Origin of the sequence: Ruminiclostridium cellobioparum DSM 1351 = ATCC 15832, from assembly GCF_000621505.1 — a bacterium.
In the GTDB taxonomy this organism is placed as follows: domain Bacteria; phylum Bacillota; class Clostridia; order Acetivibrionales; family DSM-1351; genus Ruminiclostridium; species Ruminiclostridium cellobioparum.
In genome coordinates, this window is the sequence record NZ_JHYD01000015.1 from 42,378 (window position 1) to 59,119 (window position 16,742).

The 16,742-nt window shown below is 41.9% G+C and carries 8 protein-coding genes; 3 read left to right on the top strand and 5 right to left on the bottom strand.

Going from position 1 to position 16,742, the window contains the following annotated elements:
- Positions 1–100 precede the first annotated feature (100 nt).
- From T344_RS0108045 to T344_RS0108055, 3 genes are all read left to right on the top strand, one after another.
- Positions 101–1,933, top strand: coding sequence for a hypothetical protein (locus T344_RS0108045; protein WP_027628278.1), 1,833 nt, complete (start codon positions 101–103; stop codon positions 1,931–1,933).
- On the top strand, positions 1,906–2,118 hold the full coding sequence (locus T344_RS0108050; protein WP_027628279.1) for a hypothetical protein: 213 nt from the start codon (positions 1,906–1,908) through the stop codon (positions 2,116–2,118). Before T344_RS0108045 ends, T344_RS0108050 begins: the two co-directional genes overlap by 28 nt.
- A 108-nt stretch (positions 2,119–2,226) precedes the next feature.
- A complete protein-coding gene (locus T344_RS0108055) occupies positions 2,227–4,605 on the top strand; it encodes a glycoside hydrolase family 2 TIM barrel-domain containing protein (RefSeq protein WP_027628280.1) in 2,379 nt (792 codons plus the stop codon).
- Positions 4,606–4,700: 95 nt separating this feature from the next.
- On the opposite strand, the gene T344_RS29655 is transcribed toward T344_RS0108055, so the two are convergent.
- From T344_RS29655 to T344_RS0108090, 5 genes are all read right to left on the bottom strand, one after another.
- Positions 4,701–10,994, bottom strand: a complete 6,294-nt coding sequence (locus tag T344_RS29655) for an Ig-like domain-containing protein (protein WP_084331154.1) — start codon at positions 10,992–10,994, stop codon at positions 4,701–4,703.
- A gap of 440 nt (positions 10,995–11,434) precedes the next feature.
- Complete coding sequence (locus tag T344_RS27845) at positions 11,435–12,823, bottom strand: glycoside hydrolase family 53 protein (RefSeq protein WP_051571669.1); 1,389 nt, start codon at positions 12,821–12,823, stop codon at positions 11,435–11,437.
- Between the two features lie 205 nt (positions 12,824–13,028).
- Entirely contained in the window at positions 13,029–14,651 is a 1,623-nt protein-coding gene (locus tag T344_RS0108080; RefSeq protein ID WP_027628282.1) for an ABC transporter substrate-binding protein, read from the bottom strand.
- A gap of 55 nt (positions 14,652–14,706) precedes the next feature.
- Complete coding sequence (locus T344_RS0108085) at positions 14,707–15,585, bottom strand: carbohydrate ABC transporter permease (protein ID WP_027628283.1); 879 nt, start codon at positions 15,583–15,585, stop codon at positions 14,707–14,709.
- A gap of 57 nt (positions 15,586–15,642) precedes the next feature.
- Positions 15,643–16,572: an ABC transporter permease gene (locus tag T344_RS0108090; protein ID WP_027628284.1), complete on the bottom strand. Its 930-nt coding sequence runs from the start codon at positions 16,570–16,572 to the stop codon at positions 15,643–15,645.
- Between the last annotated feature and the right edge of the window lie 170 nt (positions 16,573–16,742).

The window sequence follows — 16,742 nt, forward strand, 5'->3', positions numbered from 1 at the left end:
CAATAGTATTTTATAATGTAAATATAATTATATACAACAATATAAAAGGTCTTTCAAAAACATGTAATTCCATTAAAAAATCCTATAGAAGGGGGAAATTATGGGTAAGTTTATTTTAAATATAATTCACAGGCCGGAAATGGTTCCCGAATATGCCGAAAAAGTTACCGGCCAGGGTAAAAAAGAGGATATCGCCAGAAAAAGTCTTCTCACCGAATCATTAGATATCTTCAGGCTTCAGCAAAAAATTGCTCACGATAACGGGTTCAAAACAACCATTCAAATGACCTATGCAAGTCTTTTCAATGAGGAGGCCGTTGCATTGGCGAAGGAGCATAATGAAAAATATGGTGATGAAATAGGTCTTACTCTTCTTGGTTTACCCTGCAAGGAGTTCAGGGAAAAGTACAAGACAAAGGATTTCTGCATATGGATGTTTTCAATGGAGGATAAGAAGTCCATTGTTACGGATGTTTTTGAAAAATTCCATCAGGTGTTCGGTTTCTATCCTACGTCAACGGGTTCATACTATCTGGACGCCGAGCTTACCAATTACATAAAGCAGCAATATCCCATGGTGAAATGTGCCGTTGCCACATGTTGGGAGGAAGGTCCGAAGGCCTACCGAACCTGTAATAACTCCTGGTACACCCTATTTGACGGAGGCCCGTGGAATCCCTGGATACCATCCAAACAGAATACACACTCCCCTGCCGCCAATGAAGCCGAAGACAGCGGTATAGTCGCTATTCCGCACCTTTCAAGAGATCTTCTGGCCTGCTTTGACGGGAACGGCTCCAACTTCGGAACCCACCCCCAGAATGTATTAAGAGGTATGATTTATAAGGACGGAGAATATCCTTACCTTTATAATCTGATCGATCAATACAGAGCTCTTGCAAAATACAACAACGGTTACGCATACAACATGATGTTTGTGGGCCCGGGCTGGATGAACAAAATGGGACGCTGGGAAGCCCCGTATGAACTGCTTGTGAAGAGTTATGAAGACGGTATGGCCTATTATGCCGGACTCCGTGACAAGGGCGAAATTGAAGACATGACCATGACCGAATTTGCCGGCTGGTACCGGGCAAATAAAACCTACACCGAGCCGGAGTGCGCTCTGTGGAAGGACATACTGTACGGGTCCGAAAAGCAGCTGTTCTGGTATGCCGATCCTTACCTCAGAACCTGTGTGGATATGAATCAGGGCGGAGCACTTATTGATCTGAGGCCCTATGTTTCAAAGCTGGAATGGCCTGTGGGTATCGGTACTAAGCATGTACAGGACGCATCATATCCCTTCCTCATCCAGTCCATGTACAGAGCGGGCTATTTCACCCATTATGCAGGTGAGGGCACCATTAAGAGCTGTAAGGTCAGCTATCGGGGTGAAGAAGTCGACCTGTGCCTGTGCAGAACTAAAGCCAGGTTTTCACAGGAAGGCAGGGATAGGGTTCTGACTCTTGATCCTGTAGAGATAGAATTCAGTGACCTTACCATAAAGCTTGTATCAACCTTCATCTTTACCGAAGGTACAGGTAAAATTAAAATATCCAGAAAAATAATTGAGATGAGCAATCCTGATGCGGTTGTTCACATGAACGAGTATACTACGGCCTGCTACGGAACTACGGAATACCCTGAGGATATGTGCGGAATTGTTCTGAAATGTACCGGAGCAAACGACGTTAAGGAAATTGTTTATGAATACAGGTGCCGTGAGGAAAATGTCTCAAATGTAAAAAAGGTTGAAGCCATGGTTCCTCAGATTGGCACCAGACTTTCAATGACTCCGGTGGTCGATGGAGTTGAAGGATATTTCAGAGAAGGTTACGCTTTCTCTCCAATGTTTACGCTTGGATTAACAAAGAATATTTCTAATAACGAGGAGATGATCACATGTCTCAATCTGGAAAAGGCAGACTGAACTACAGATGTCCCTCCTGCTTTATGAGGGATCTGGATATCGATATGTTTTATGACCGTGACAGGGATGAATACTATTGTCTTAGGTGTCAGTACACAGGTAATGAAAAGGATGTCCTTGAAAAAAATGAAATGGCGCGTTTCAGATACAGAAGCATGCTGAAGAGAATAACGGATTTTGATTAAAGCAGGAATTGTCATCGAACTAAAAGCCAGAGAATAAAAATATCTCTGGCTTTTATAAATTAAAATGCATTAATAAAAAATGATGCTTAAATGCAAAGGAGGCAGAGTATGAAGAATTATTTGCCGAAACGCTTAAGTTTTAATCACGACTGGCTGTTCCAACTTGGAGATACTATCAACGGCGAAGCTCCGGCATTAAATGAGGAAAGCTGGAGAAAATTAAATTTACCGCATGATTGGAGTATTGAATATCCTGTTGATGAAAGGAATCGTACCGGCGGCGGCGGTTTTGCCAAAGCCGGCGTAGCCTGGTACCGGAAACATTTTAAATACACCGAAGACATAAGGAATAAGCGTATTTCATTAATGTTTGACGGTGTTTATATGGATTCAACCGTTTATCTGAACGGCAAGGAAATAGGAAGGTGCAGCTACGGATACAGTTCGTTTTCGGTTGACCTCTCGGATTGTTTAGAAGAAGATAATGTGATTGCGGTACGGGTTGATAACTCACTGCAGCCAAATTCCCGCTGGTATACGGGTTCCGGCATTTACCGCAACGTTTGGATGGATATATATGAGAACGTGCATATTGCTCAGTGGGGAGTATTCTGTTATACCGACAAGATATGTAAGGAGATAAATCAAGCCAGCCTCAGAATATCAGCAGCAATCAATAACAAAAGTAATAAACGGGTGAATACCGGCGTAATACACAGAATATATGATCATGAAGGCAACCAGGTCAGTTTTTCGGGAGCACCGCTGACCTTGGAGCCTGGTGCAGGCGGTGAGACTTTAGTATATCCCGGCATAAAGCATCCACATTTGTGGACGGATACCGATCCTTATTTATATACTCTGGAAAGTACTGTCGTTGTAAACAGTGAGCCGGTAGATACAGTTCTGACAAGGATCGGCATACGTACGGCGACATTTGACAGTGACAAGGGGTTTCTTTTAAATGGTGAAACTGTAAAAATCAAAGGTGTCTGCATCCATCATGACTGTGGTCCCAGCGGTGCTGTCGGTTACAGAGAAACCTTGGAACGGCGCTTGCAGACTCTAAAGGAAATGGGATGCAACGGCATCCGCTGCGCTCATAATCCACCCGCACCCGAACTGCTTGATTTGTGCGATGAACTCGGCTTCCTGGTAATGGATGAAGCCTTTGACGAATGGATGCTCACCAAGGATAAGAACAATAACTATTACAGTGAAGGTTTCGCTTATGGCTACAGTCAATTTTTCGGTAATAATGCTGAAAAAGATTTGTTGAGAATGTTACACCGGGACAGAAACCATCCCTCCGTTATTGTCTGGAGTATTGGAAACGAAGTCCCCGAGCAATGTTCCCAGGATGGAGTAAAAATATTGAAATTTCTGAGGGACATATGCCACCGTGAGGATTCAAGCCGTATGGTTACCTGTGCCTGCGACAATATCGAGTCAATACAGCCCTATAAAGCAAGAACTGATTTTTTGAATGAGCTTGACGTTGTCGGGTACAATTATACGGGCCGCTGGAGGCAGCGTGCCGAAACACTTTACGAGGAGGACAAAAGGAATTATCCTGAACGCCGTATATGCGGTTCTGAGAATTCTGCCGGCTGGGGCGCTGTCAGAGGCATTTATGGTTCTGACCTGAGCTACGCAACTCAGACTTTGGATTATCAGTGGTTATGGAGGTACACCTCAAGCCGTGATTTTATTGCCGGAGACTTCATATGGACCGGCTTTGATTATCTTGGCGAATGCCGGTGGCCGAGCAGAGGGTCAACTGCCGGTCATATTGATACTGCAGGCTTTGTAAAAGACTCTTATTACTTCTTAAGAAGCATCTGGAATACTGGGAAGATCACACTGCACCTTTTGCCTCACTGGAATTGGGAAGGTGAAGAAGGAGACTTTAAACAGGTTATCGCTTATACAAATTGTGATGAGGTGGCACTTTATTTAAACGGCAGGCTGGTTGGCAAAAAATCATTCCAACTCCCCAACCACGGATGTGTGACAGCCTGGAACGATTTCCCCAAAATTAAAGCAACAACACATGATTTACATCTGACCTGGGATGTTCCATACCAACCTGGAGAACTGAAGGCGGTAGGGTACAAAAATGGTGAAGTCGCAGCGGAAACCATCGTGAAAACCACCGGAAGACCAGTTGCTTTAGCGGCAGTTACCGACAGGCAGGAGATTGCTGTAGACGGAGTTTTTCATATTAATATTTCCACAGTTGATTCAAATGATTTACACGTACCGGATGCTTCACCGGTAATTCACTGTGAAGTTAAAGGGCCTGCACACCTTGTAGGCATGGATTCGGGCGATTTATCCGATCATACCTTGTACTTCTCGCGGGATCGAAAAATGTTTTCGGGTTATTTAATGGCTATGATTTATGCTGACGGTCCCGGAAATATAGATGTCGTATTTTCAACCGAAGGTATGACTGATCTTGAAGTGAGGGTAAAATCAAAGTAATTTTACTTAACACCTGAACCCAATTTGCTTCTTACACACATATACCAGGAGATGCCTGATTATCCGAATCAGGCATCTCCTGGTAATTAACAACACTACTTTTGTGTATAAATCTTATAAAGTATTGCTGCTGCTTCAGCTCTTGTGGTTGAATCGGCAGGATTTACCGTAGTACCGCTGCGTCCTGTAATGAAGCCCATTTTAACCATTGTTGCAATATTCTCCACTGCATATTTGGCAACTTTATTTGAATCGGCATACTTTTTCAGATCATTGGCATTGCCGAGGTTCAACTTCTTCTTTGCTGCCTGTAATGCCTTTATGGTCATTACTGCCATATCCTGCCTTGAAATTTCCTTATCAGGACTGAATTTGCCATCATAGCCTACCGTTATGCCAAGGGCTTTTGCAATTCCTATTTCATTGCAGTACTTATCCGACGCCTTGATATCACTGAAGTTTGACGAATATTCAGCCTCAAGTCCAAGAGTTCTTACAAGCCAGGCCAGATATTCAACCCTTGTTACATTCTTCGCAGGGCTGTAACCTGTTGCAGAAGTACCGTCGATAATTCCATTTGAAGCCAGTGTATTAATAGCCTCCGCTGCCCAGGAATGCTTCTGCAGGTCTGAGAAGTTCACCTTGGTGAATACTACGGCATACCTGCTGAAGTGGGTAGTTGTAAATACCATGGCTTTTTCTTCGGCAACGAATTGTGCATTAATTACCTCGGTCCGGCCGTTTTCACCCAGATATAGCACCTTTAGATACTCCTTATTTGCAAGCTCTTCAGCAGTTGGGTTGTACGGTATTTTCACAGTAACCGCCGCATTTGTATTACTCCATGCAACTACTTTACCATCTATCTTAATATTCAGTTCAACTACAGGCCTGTTACCTATCTTGCTCTTAGTATCGGAATTTGCGCTTGAGGCATCTGCTGCTGCCATACTGAGAACTATACTCTTTGCATTGGCGGTATCAATTGTGCTGATCATACCGGCAGGTGCTGTCACAGTGCCTAATTGAGTAATTATCACTAATTTAATACCGGTCTTACCGGAGGTAAGTGCGGATTTTGGAAGCTCGGTGTCATATGCTTTTGCTCCGTTGACTTCAGGTATCACTATTGAAACTGATTTGACACCTTTAGCATCAGCTTTTGCATTTTCAACCGCTTTCTTTATATCTTCTTCCTTAACAGGTACGGCTGCAATTCCTGTTGAAGCATTCAACACTGGAGGTACTGTCTTTATTGTATCACCTTCAACCTTTGTCTTCGGTGTTTCGGCTGTTGAACCGGCTGAGGCTGTACCATTTCCAGTTGAACCCCCGCCGGTGCCACCACCGGTTGCCGGAGCTGCCGGGTTTCCGGTTATACTTGTACCTGACGACACATTTCCGGTAGTATCAACAGTTCTCAGTACTATTGTATAATTGATTCCGTTGGTGAGCCCTGTAACAGCTGCCGATTGAACTCCTTTACTTATGTTCTTTTCAGTAATCCCGTTGCCGCTTACCAAAACATGATGGAAATCCGCATCCGAGGGATCAGTCCATGTAATTGTCAGTTGGCCGTTACCCGCAGTTACTACCGCGCCTGTCACTTCTGCCGGAGCTGTTGTATCAGGGACTGTATCCTCCACCGGTGTTCCTTTTACGCTTACTCCGGTTGATATATTTCCGGCAGTATCAACCGTCCTAAGTACAATTGTATACTCTGTTCCATTTGACAATCCGGTTATTTTTGCCGACCGGGTTCCCGCGCTTATGCTCTGTTCAGTTAATCCATCTCCGCTTACCAATACATGGTCAAAATCCGCATCTGCAGGATCAGTCCACGTAAGTGTCAGCTGACCGTTACCCGCACTCACAACTGCCCCTGTTACTTCTTCCGGAGCTGTTGTGTCAGTTATAACTTCAACAGCACAGGTTGCAACAAAGTTTCCGTCAACTGTTTCAGCGGTTATTGCAGTACTTCCAAGTCCAACGGGTGTTACATTTCCATTATCATCAACAGATGCTACCTTGGAATCGCCTGTTGACCATATAACATTTTTAACCGCGGCATCTTGCGGATTAAATATTAATTCAAGTTTATCCGATGGTCCGCCAAGGTTCAATTTTAATTTGGATTTATCAAAAGATACGCCTTTTACAGCTTCTGCATTCCTGGTAAGTTCCAGATCATCAAGCTGAACCCAGTTATTTGCTGCCGAATCGGAATATAATCCTACCTCACACTGGCCGTTGGTGACAACGATATTATTTGAAACCGTAACCTGTGTCCAGCTATTTATAGCTGTTTTAAGTGAGTAATTAATTTTTTCTCCTCCAAAGCCATTTACATAAAGATTGCAGGTATTCTGTCCTCCGCTGCTTTTAACCCACGCTTTTAACGTATAAGTTCCATTGGGAAGCTCCTTTACCACCTGTTTTAATGTTGCGGTATAACCCGTTGATGCTTTTTGCTGAAATACAAACTGACCCACACGGGTTTTTGATACGTCAAGATTTGTATTTGCAGTACCGCCAATAGTATCTGACACTTCCCAGCCCACAAGTTTGGAAACCGCAACGCGGTCCGCTTCAAAGTTAGGATTGCTGATGTAATTATTAGCTGTTCCTACAGTCCAGGTACCTTCTTCAGAATTCAAATTCCATTGGTGTAAATCATTGAATACAGGCTTATAGCCATCAAAGGATAATGGAACCCATTGATTATAACCTGCTCCATTCCCGGCGAAATCGCTCCAGCGGTCGCCACAGAAAACAACCAGCTCCTGCTCGCTGCCTTTAATTGTAAAATAGAAACCAGTCTGAGAAACATGTGCATAGTTATCGGATGTACCCTCCATTACATAAGGCAGATTTATATCCGAAGTAACATGCTGGATATTGTATGGTCCGAATATATTTTCAGCCTCAAGGACGTAAGCATGGGAAGAGTCCCATCCGTAAAGATCGGATCCCGTAAAATAGTAATGTCCCTTATATTTGAACATACTGTTTCCTTCAATTCCGCCCTTGTCTTTCTTTCCGATAGTACCGTCTTCTTTTATAAATTGGCTTGTACCGTCATAATAGATATCTTTTACCTGTGCAGGATCAATATCCAGAAAATCAGACTCCCTTAGTGCAGAGACATAGAGATGCGACCTGCCGCTTGCACTGGAACTGATAATATATGCCTTTCCGTCATCATCCACAAAAACAGTCTGGTCGCCGGTTCCGTTGTTTACGAAATACGGCATATCTGTAAGAACATGTTCAAAAGTAAATGGGCCGGTTGGTGAAGGAGCGGTTGCAAACATTATTCCTGAAACCGGACTGCTTAAAGATGCGGTTTTAGGGCCTTTGGTAGTATTAATTACAGCTCCATCCGTTTCGTTATAGTACTGTGATATAAGAATGTACTTCTTTGTGTTTTGGTTATATGCAACACCCATACGTCCTATCCAGCCTGCTCCCACCAAACCTGCAGTTCCGTCTGGAGCCGCAGTAGCATCAGTCATCAGTTCCCCTTCATTCTTCCAGTTCACCAGGTCGGTCGAGGAATAACAGGTAAATGCATCAAAGGTGCAGGTATCAATTTTTCCGTTTTGAGGATTGCTGGCATAAATAGGAGCCTCCTTATATTTGACTCCATACCAGTAATACTTGTCTCCGAATTTGAAAACTCCTCCGCCCTGTGAGTATATCGGGGTTCCATCGGTATCCAGGTAAAAAGTATCATTTGTTATTGTATTATCAGGCTTTACAACTACTACGGTACATGTCACCAGAAAATTACCGTCAACTGAAGCAGCTGTTATTTCCGCAGTTCCGGCTGCGACCGAGGTAACTACACCACCTGCAACCTTTGCTACACTTTCATCGCTGGATGTCCAGGTAATATTCCTGTCGGATGCATCCATTGGTTCAAACTTCGCCATCAAGCTGCTTGTTGCACCTGGTGCCGGTAATATAATACTAGTTTTGTCCAGTGAAATTCCTGTTACAGGAATATTTGGCTTTACTGTTACAATACAATCGGCTGTATAGCCGCCATCTGCGGTTGTGGCAGTAATAGTTGCAGCACCAGTTCCCACCGGTGTTACTATGCCGTTTGAAGAAACAGTTGCTATCGACGTATCACTGGATGCCCAGGTTATTGTTCTGTTAAATGACCCAACCGGGGATGCTATAGCTTCCAAGGCATACCCTGATCCGCCTATGCTAAGTTCCAGATTTGATCTTGATAAGGTCAAACCGGTTACAGACTGGGTTACTGTTACACTACAGGCGGCATTAAAACCTCCGTCAGCCGTTGTAACGGTTATTGTAGCTTTTCCTGCCCCTACCGGCGTTACAACACCGTTTGCGACTGCTGCTACATCAGGGTTGCTGCTGATCCATATTAAATTCTTGTTTGTTGCATTTACAGGTGACACTATGGCGGATAATGCTGCAGGTGCTTCTGCCGTTGCCAGTGACAGACTGGATTTATCCAATTTTACTCCCGTCACACCGACTTTCACAGTAACCTCACAGGATGCTGTATAATTTCCGTCATCAGTAGTCACAGTAATTAAAGCTGTTCCTGAACCCACAGGGGTTATAAAACCATTAGCAACAGTTGCCACCAAGGGGTCACTTGTGGACCAGCTGAGATAGGTATCAGTGGCATTATACGGCTCTACGGCCGCTGTCAATACTGCATTGGTCCCCCCCAGGTTCAGGGAAAGTGATGGATTATCCAACGTCACTCCTGTTACAGGTATCCATTGTATAGGGGCTCCTGCAGCCTGAAGTATAACATTTGCTGTTTTAGTACTTCCCCCGTATTCAGGGAAAGCGTCAACTGTAAGCGTTATTTCCGCTTGTCCCGGAGCTTTTACGTAAACAAGACCTGTAGATGAATTTACCTGAGCTACAGCTGGATTGGCTGAGGTCCATGTGGCAGATCTGTAATCAGCCTCTGATGGATTTATCTCTGGTGAAAGCCACAGAACATCACCGCTGATTGCGCCCATTGTTGTTGATTCTACATACCCGCTTCCGTCAAAAATATGTAAATCCGTTACCTGAATTAAATCTCGCACAGTTACGTCACAGGTTGCTGTCTTTGAAGGGTCTTCTATCGAAGTTGCCGTTATGGTTATTGTACCGGTTGTTACAGCAGTTACAACGCCCAGGGAATCCACTTTTGCAATTGATTCATCACTCGATGTCCATAATACCGACTGGTTTACACCGGGCGCTTTTGGATTAACTGCTGCCTTTAGTACAGCCTTACTGCTTGCAGCCTCAGCGATATTGCATAAGCTCAATGTAGTTTTGTCGAGACTTACAGAAGTTACAGGCGGTATGGTTCCATATACATTAAGATTGTCTATCCAGGATGACCATGAGGCTGTACCTGGTCTTTGCCAATAGCAGGTAATCCCGCCAAAATTATTTGTGTAGGTTACCGCTGTTGAAAAAGGTATATCGTTCACTGTTACAGTTTTGGTTGGATCACTTTTATCGGTGAATGTAAAATTGATTTTTTTGTTAACAAAATCCAGTATAACACTTACATTATACGTTGTATCAGGGCTGTCAAACCCGGAAGGAGCTATCTTGGCCGCCGTTTGAGATCCCGAGCTTGCCCCCGGCAGAGTAATAGCCTCGAATTTTGCAAGATTCGGCTTTGTATCGTACAGGAGACCATTCACGGTATTTGTAATACCGAAGGTTATGTAGTTATTGCTGGAGCTGTCCTGTATCTTTATCATACCGGTACTGTTTGAGGGAGCACCTACATTCCAGTCAAAATTTATAACAATCTTCTTATTTACCACAGATGTAAATGCCTTGCGTGAATCTCTGTCTCCGCTGGCATTACTGCTGAATTGAAAAACATTCCCGGTCACACCTGGAACCGTTGTGACTATATTATTCATTGCCGCTCCCGCAAGGCTTTTGACACATCCCCATGTATCGTTCAGTGCCATGTTGTCAAAACTCTCGCTCACATACGGAACATATACGGCACATGAGGCTGTATAGCCTCCATCCTGTGCAGTTGCGGTAATCAGAGCCGTGCCTTTGGCTAAGGCTGTCACCATACCGTTGGGGTCAACAGCAGCTACATTCGGATCGCTGGATTGCCATACAATATTTGTTGTTGCTCCGGCAGGCAGTACATTTGCGACCAATTGTACTGTCGGTGCATTTCCTGTAGTAGTGCTGGAAAAGAAATCGCTTGAAAAATAATATGTATCTCTGTCCAGAGATATACCGGTCACGGCAGGAGCAGCATCGGCGGTAAAGCCCATGGGTATCACTCCAGAAGTAAATACCGATACAAACAGTATAGCGATGACTAAAATTCTAGCAATCGTTCTTTTTACCTGTACGTTCATTAAATTACCTCCCAAAATATTTTTTGTAGTTATATTTCTGATGCAGATATCGCTGATATCCGACTTACTACCGTTTATCCCCCATATGACAGATATTAAGTGAATAATTTAAGAATGTAAAAAGATATGGGCTTTGCATAAACCATGCTTGCTCATGCACAGATCTGAATTGATTAGGGTTTAATATAAAAATATACATAAAATGGTAACATAATTTACATAATGGTTATTATCAATAATACTATTACATAAATAAAAATTTGTTTATTCTATCAGACACTTGAATTATACAAAATAATAATTTAAATTTGAACATGTTTATTTTACTATTTGCTTTGAGATATTATGTTATTTAAAACTTAACATTCGAATGATTTAAATTGATACGCAGATAAGCGAATGACGCTCTATTTATTTAAAATTTTTTTATTATTGCCTGACTATGAATGCAATTTGAACACATCCAATGACCACAGAGTATTCCCTTTGAAATCAAATAAGGTCTGATCGTCCCATTCACAGCCCTCACCATACTTCCAGCCTGCTCCTTTCACAGGAATAAAATCCGGCTGCCAATAAAAGAAACCTATTCCCTTATTATCAGGAATGGATTTCAACTCATAGATAACAGCCTGCAATATATCTGCCTGGCTTTGGATCGAAGGCGGGTACTCCTCTGGGATATTTGTGAATGGGAAAGACGAGGCATTGAGCTGATCGTCACCATTTTCTGCAGTATATGGATATGCAACCTCCGCAACCAATATTTCTTTTGAGTATCTGTCATAAAGGTCCCTGATATTGCTTGAGAAATCTTTTATTGGGCCATGCCATATTGGATAATATGAAAGTCCGATGATATCGTATGCCACATTTCTCTCAGCAAGCATGTCATAAAAATAGCAGCTCTTTTCATTATCTCCGCCTCTTTCAATATGAATAACGGTTCTTATGCTTTCACTTATGGCTTTCACAGCACTTATTCCGGATTTAAGCAGAGTACAAAGCTTATCCCACTGTTCCGGTGTATCAAACTCATCCGAGACCTTTGCTACATCCCACAACATTCCGTTTGTTATTTCATTTCCGATTTGGACCATTTCGGGAAGAGTTCCCTGAAGCTTTAAGCCGTTCAGCACTTCATATGTAAAATCATAAAGTGCTGTATTTAGCTGCTCCAAGCTTAAGTCCTTCCAGTCATCCGGAATAAACTGTTTTCCTGGATCCGCCCACCAGTCACTGTAATGGAAATCAATCAGGAGTCTGTACCCTTTATCCACCGCTCTTTTTGCCATTCCAAGAACATGTGCCTTATCATTGTACCCGGCAGGATCGCTGTTGGGGAGCCCAGGCTTGTTCCATACCTTGAGCCGTACATAATTGCAGCCGTATTCCTTCAATATTTCCAGACAGTCCCTCTCCCTTCCCTGTCTGTCATAAAATTTCCCTCCAAAATCCTCAATCTGCGTCAAATGAGATACATCAACACCCTTGATGAATTCTGCTGCTGTTCCGCTATAGACAAGCACATGTTTCATTGCTTCTGAGAATCTATCTGCCGATTGATCAGCAAGTTTTATTCTTATATATCCGGTATTTGCCCTGATTATATTACGGGAAACTAAATCGGAAGATACATATTCCCCCTTAGAAAGTTTTACCCAATGGATGCTGTCCAATGATATTTCTATCTCATATTTATACTCATACCGGAAGTTCCAGTGGATTTCAATTTCATCCACGTATTGTATAGACTCCAACTCTACATGATATGAATTATTGCTGCTGTCAAAAGTATGTTTTTGTGTGCTGCATGTTTCTCTCTTCATAATGCTCCTCCCGGTCGGACTAATTCTTTCAACTTAAATTCTATTCCAGACTAACATTGGTTTTCAATAAAAACATATTAGCAAATATAAATATATGAAACTAAAAATGAATCTTTCCATAAAAAAGGGCGTCTTCAAGAGACGACCCTTTTTACTGCATTTATGATTTCATCACTTATGACTTGATTCTAAAACATTAAACAATTTAATTCATGCTTGTCTTATAAGCGTCTGTCTGAGTCTTCATCTCTGCAAAAAGCTTTTCAAAACCGGCAGCGGTAAGCTTCTTGTCAAGTGTATCGAATGCCGCGTCGATATCCTTAACCATACCAAGGTTGATAGGATTGAAGTATTGTACAATTACAGGATTCAAGCTGGCAACTTCAGTCTTAACCTTATCGGTATTTGGCGTGAATGCTGCATATACACACGGTGCAACCTTCTTCTTAGCATCTTCTCTTAACTGAACATATTCATCACTCCAGGCTGCCTGCGTCTTGAGCAGATCCTTATTGGTGAACCAGAAACCTGATGCATCCGGCGGATAAGTATTCTTGTCTGCAGTTAATCCGTCAGGAAGAGCAATCTTTCCGTCTTTAACTACAAAGTTAACACCTTCGATTCCATAGTAAGCAATTTGATTGTATTCAACATCTTCCATTATCAAATCCATTGCCATCAATGTTCTTTCCGGATTCTTTGACTTTGCAGTTACAGCGAAACCATTGTTTATATATGAATCCTGCGGATATGTTCCCTTGGCTGTAAGACCGGATATTACCTTGGTCTCCCAACCCATTGATTGAGCCTTTGTCAACGTTGACTGAATATCGACTGTATTGCCAAAGGCTACGCCTGATTTTCCCTGTTCAAAGGAATCCTTGCTGCGTACTTTATTTGAGTAGGCATTTCTGTTCAAATATCCTTTGTCGTACCAACCCTTGATAACTTTCGCAGCCACCTTGTAGTCGTTTACAACAGAAGGATCTGTCATCTTTATCAGTGTACCGTTTGGATCATCCGAATCATATACTATGCCTGAACCGCCGCTTGTCGCCGCAAGTAAATCCGTGTAACCCTTTGACTCAGCCTTTAAGGTGTAGTTGAAAGGTCTTCCGATATCTATGGCACTATCAATATTTAATGGAATCATACCAGGTTCGTTTTTCTTTATTGCTTCAAGATATGGTTCTATATCTTTCCAGCTGTTTACTTCAGGAACATTGTACTTCTTTCTCAAATCTTCTCTGATTATACATTCATCAACTTTTTTGTCCGGTGTTGCAGTAGGAACCATAAATATTTTTCCGTTTATATAAGCTTCTTTCCATGCTCTTGCATCTGTTGCTGCATAATGCTTTGGCATATATGTCCTGACCATGTCATCATTTAGCTCATAAAAAGCTCCCTTTGCAGCTTCCTGTCCATAATATGCCCAGTTTGCGGTAAATATCCAGTCCACATTATCCCCCGATGCCAATACCAGAGGATACTTGGCCTGCAGGTCTCCCCAGCCGATGTAATTAATCTTCAAAGTAGCATTAATGTCTTTTAAGAGCTTTTCATTAAGCTTTTCCAATACAGCATCCATGCCCTGAGGTCGGTCACCCAATAAGTAGCCTGTCAACTCAACCTCATTTGAAGTATCGATCTTGGATGCTCCTGCTGCCGTTGAATCATTTGCAGTACCTGTCGATACAGAGGCAGATGCTGCAGCTGTTGACTCACCTGCTGACTTGCTGCCGCCACATCCGGTCAAACCTGTTGCAAGTGTCATAAATATTGCCAATGACAGACATAGTGATCTAGCTATTTTTTTTGCATGCATTTTAATTCCTCCTATAATTATTCTTTGTTTTATCAATATCTGGGATTCCCCAGTATTAACCCTTTACTGCACCAATTGTTACACCCTTTACGAAATATTTTTGAACAAAAGGATAGAGGAAAACAATCGGACCTGCTGATACAACTGTCATTGCCAATTTCAAGGTTTCCTTGGGCATATCAAGCCTGCTTACATAATTAACCATGCTGGAGGCCATGTTTGCACTTGACAGTATTTGATATAAAACATATTGAAGTGGGAACAGCTTGTCATTCTGCATGAACATCATGGGCGTCCACCAGTCGTTCCAGTATCCGAGTGCGGTAAACAATCCTATTGATGCAAGCGCAGCTTTTGACAACGGAAGTACCATCTGAATGAATATTCTGAAATCTCCGGCCCCGTCAATTTTAGCCGATTCAATTAGGGAATCCGGGATCGATCCTTTTATGAAATTTCTGAGGATGAGTATATTCATGGCACTAAACATCGGTACCAGTAACAGTACCAGTAAATTGTCCTGAAGATGCAGCGTATTTGAAACAATTATATAATATGGTGCCAACCCACCATTAAACAGGGTTGTAAAAAATATAAAGAAGGCTAAGGTATTTCTGTATTTTATTTCTTTTCTAAACATTACATAGGCTGCCATTGATGACAGGAAAAGCGATATAACCGTTCCTACCAAGGTTATAAATATTGTTACGCCATACGCCCTCAACATTTTTTCGGGATATGCAAATATCATTGAATAGGCATCAACTGATAATTCTTTGGGAAGAAGTGAAAATCCATGGTTTAGAATATAATGCTCAGAGGTAAATGAGTTCATTATCAATATTAAAAATGGAGCTACCGTAAATATTGCAAATAAACTGACTACGATATATGAAATTATATTTAATGCAATGTAGTCTGCTGTTTTTTTCAAAATTACCAACCCGCTTTCCTAATTGTTTTTGTTTTAAATTAATGTTTTAACTGAAATTTAGAATAAGGCGTTTTCGTTATCAACCTTTCTTACAACCCCATTAACGATTAAGATAATTACAAAACACAGAACCGACTGGTAGAAACCAGCTGCAGATGCCATACCGAAGTCCTGGGTGCCCATCAGCGATCTGAATACAAGGGTATCAATAATGTCTGTGGCATCCATCAGAATACCGTTGTTCCCTATAATGTTATAGAACATGTCAAACTCGCCTCTTAATATTCTTCCGACACCCATCAGAACAAGTACTATAATGGTCGGCCTTAGCAAAGGAAGTGTTATCTTGGTTATTTTCTGGAACATGTTTGCTCCATCGATTGTGGCCGCTTCATAGCATTCCTGGTCTATGCCCATAATTGCGGCAAGATACAATACACTTCCAAACCCCACCCATTTCCATACATATAGTACAGGAAGCAGTATTACCCAGTTTGCCGGCTCGGCATAAATATCAATTGGTTGTCCGCCCACATTTTTTATTAATGTGTTCACCAGACCGTAATCGTAGTTAAAAAAGTTATAGATGAAAGCAGCTACTACAACCCAGGATATGAAATACGGCAGAAACATAAACGATTGTGCTATTTTCTTAAACCACTTGTTTGATATCTCAGATATCATAATTGCAGTTAATATTGAGAAAAATGTGTAGCATGCCAAAAACACCACGTTATATTCCAACGTATTTTTTGTGACCTGCCAGGCTTTACCTGACGCAAAGAAAAATCTGAAATTTTCTATTCCGTTCCATGGACTGAATAATATACCGTCTCTGATGTTGAATTCCTTAAATGCAAGTATAATACCACCCATTGGTACATATGCAAATATTATAAAATATAGTGCTACCGGTAAAAACATGAGATACAGAACTTTATTTTTATAAATCTCACTGAAGAAACCTCCGTTTATTCTTGATTTCATTAATTTGACCACTCCTTCATGTCGCTGTTTATTAGTGCATTAAAGTATTTAGTGAATAGCTTTGATTATGGGTTTCTTTACAGCTTTTATTTTAGTATCAGTACTGTTTTATTTAAACACCATAGAATTACTATTATCTTTGTAATATTATGAAGTTTGTGTATTCAGAC

Coding starts and splice junctions, on each gene's coding strand:
- T344_RS0108055 (WP_027628280.1), top strand. CDS start 2,227: ATGAAGAATTATTTGCCGAAACGCTTAAGTTTTAATCACGACTGGCTG.
- T344_RS0108050 (WP_027628279.1), top strand. CDS start 1,906: ATGTCTCAATCTGGAAAAGGCAGACTGAACTACAGATGTCCCTCCTGC.
- T344_RS0108045 (WP_027628278.1), top strand. CDS start 101: ATGGGTAAGTTTATTTTAAATATAATTCACAGGCCGGAAATGGTTCCC.
- T344_RS0108080 (WP_027628282.1), bottom strand. CDS start 14,651: ATGCATGCAAAAAAAATAGCTAGATCACTATGTCTGTCATTGGCAATA.
- T344_RS0108090 (WP_027628284.1), bottom strand. CDS start 16,572: ATGAAATCAAGAATAAACGGAGGTTTCTTCAGTGAGATTTATAAAAAT.
- T344_RS29655 (WP_084331154.1), bottom strand. CDS start 10,994: ATGAACGTACAGGTAAAAAGAACGATTGCTAGAATTTTAGTCATCGCT.
- T344_RS27845 (WP_051571669.1), bottom strand. CDS start 12,823: ATGAAGAGAGAAACATGCAGCACACAAAAACATACTTTTGACAGCAGC.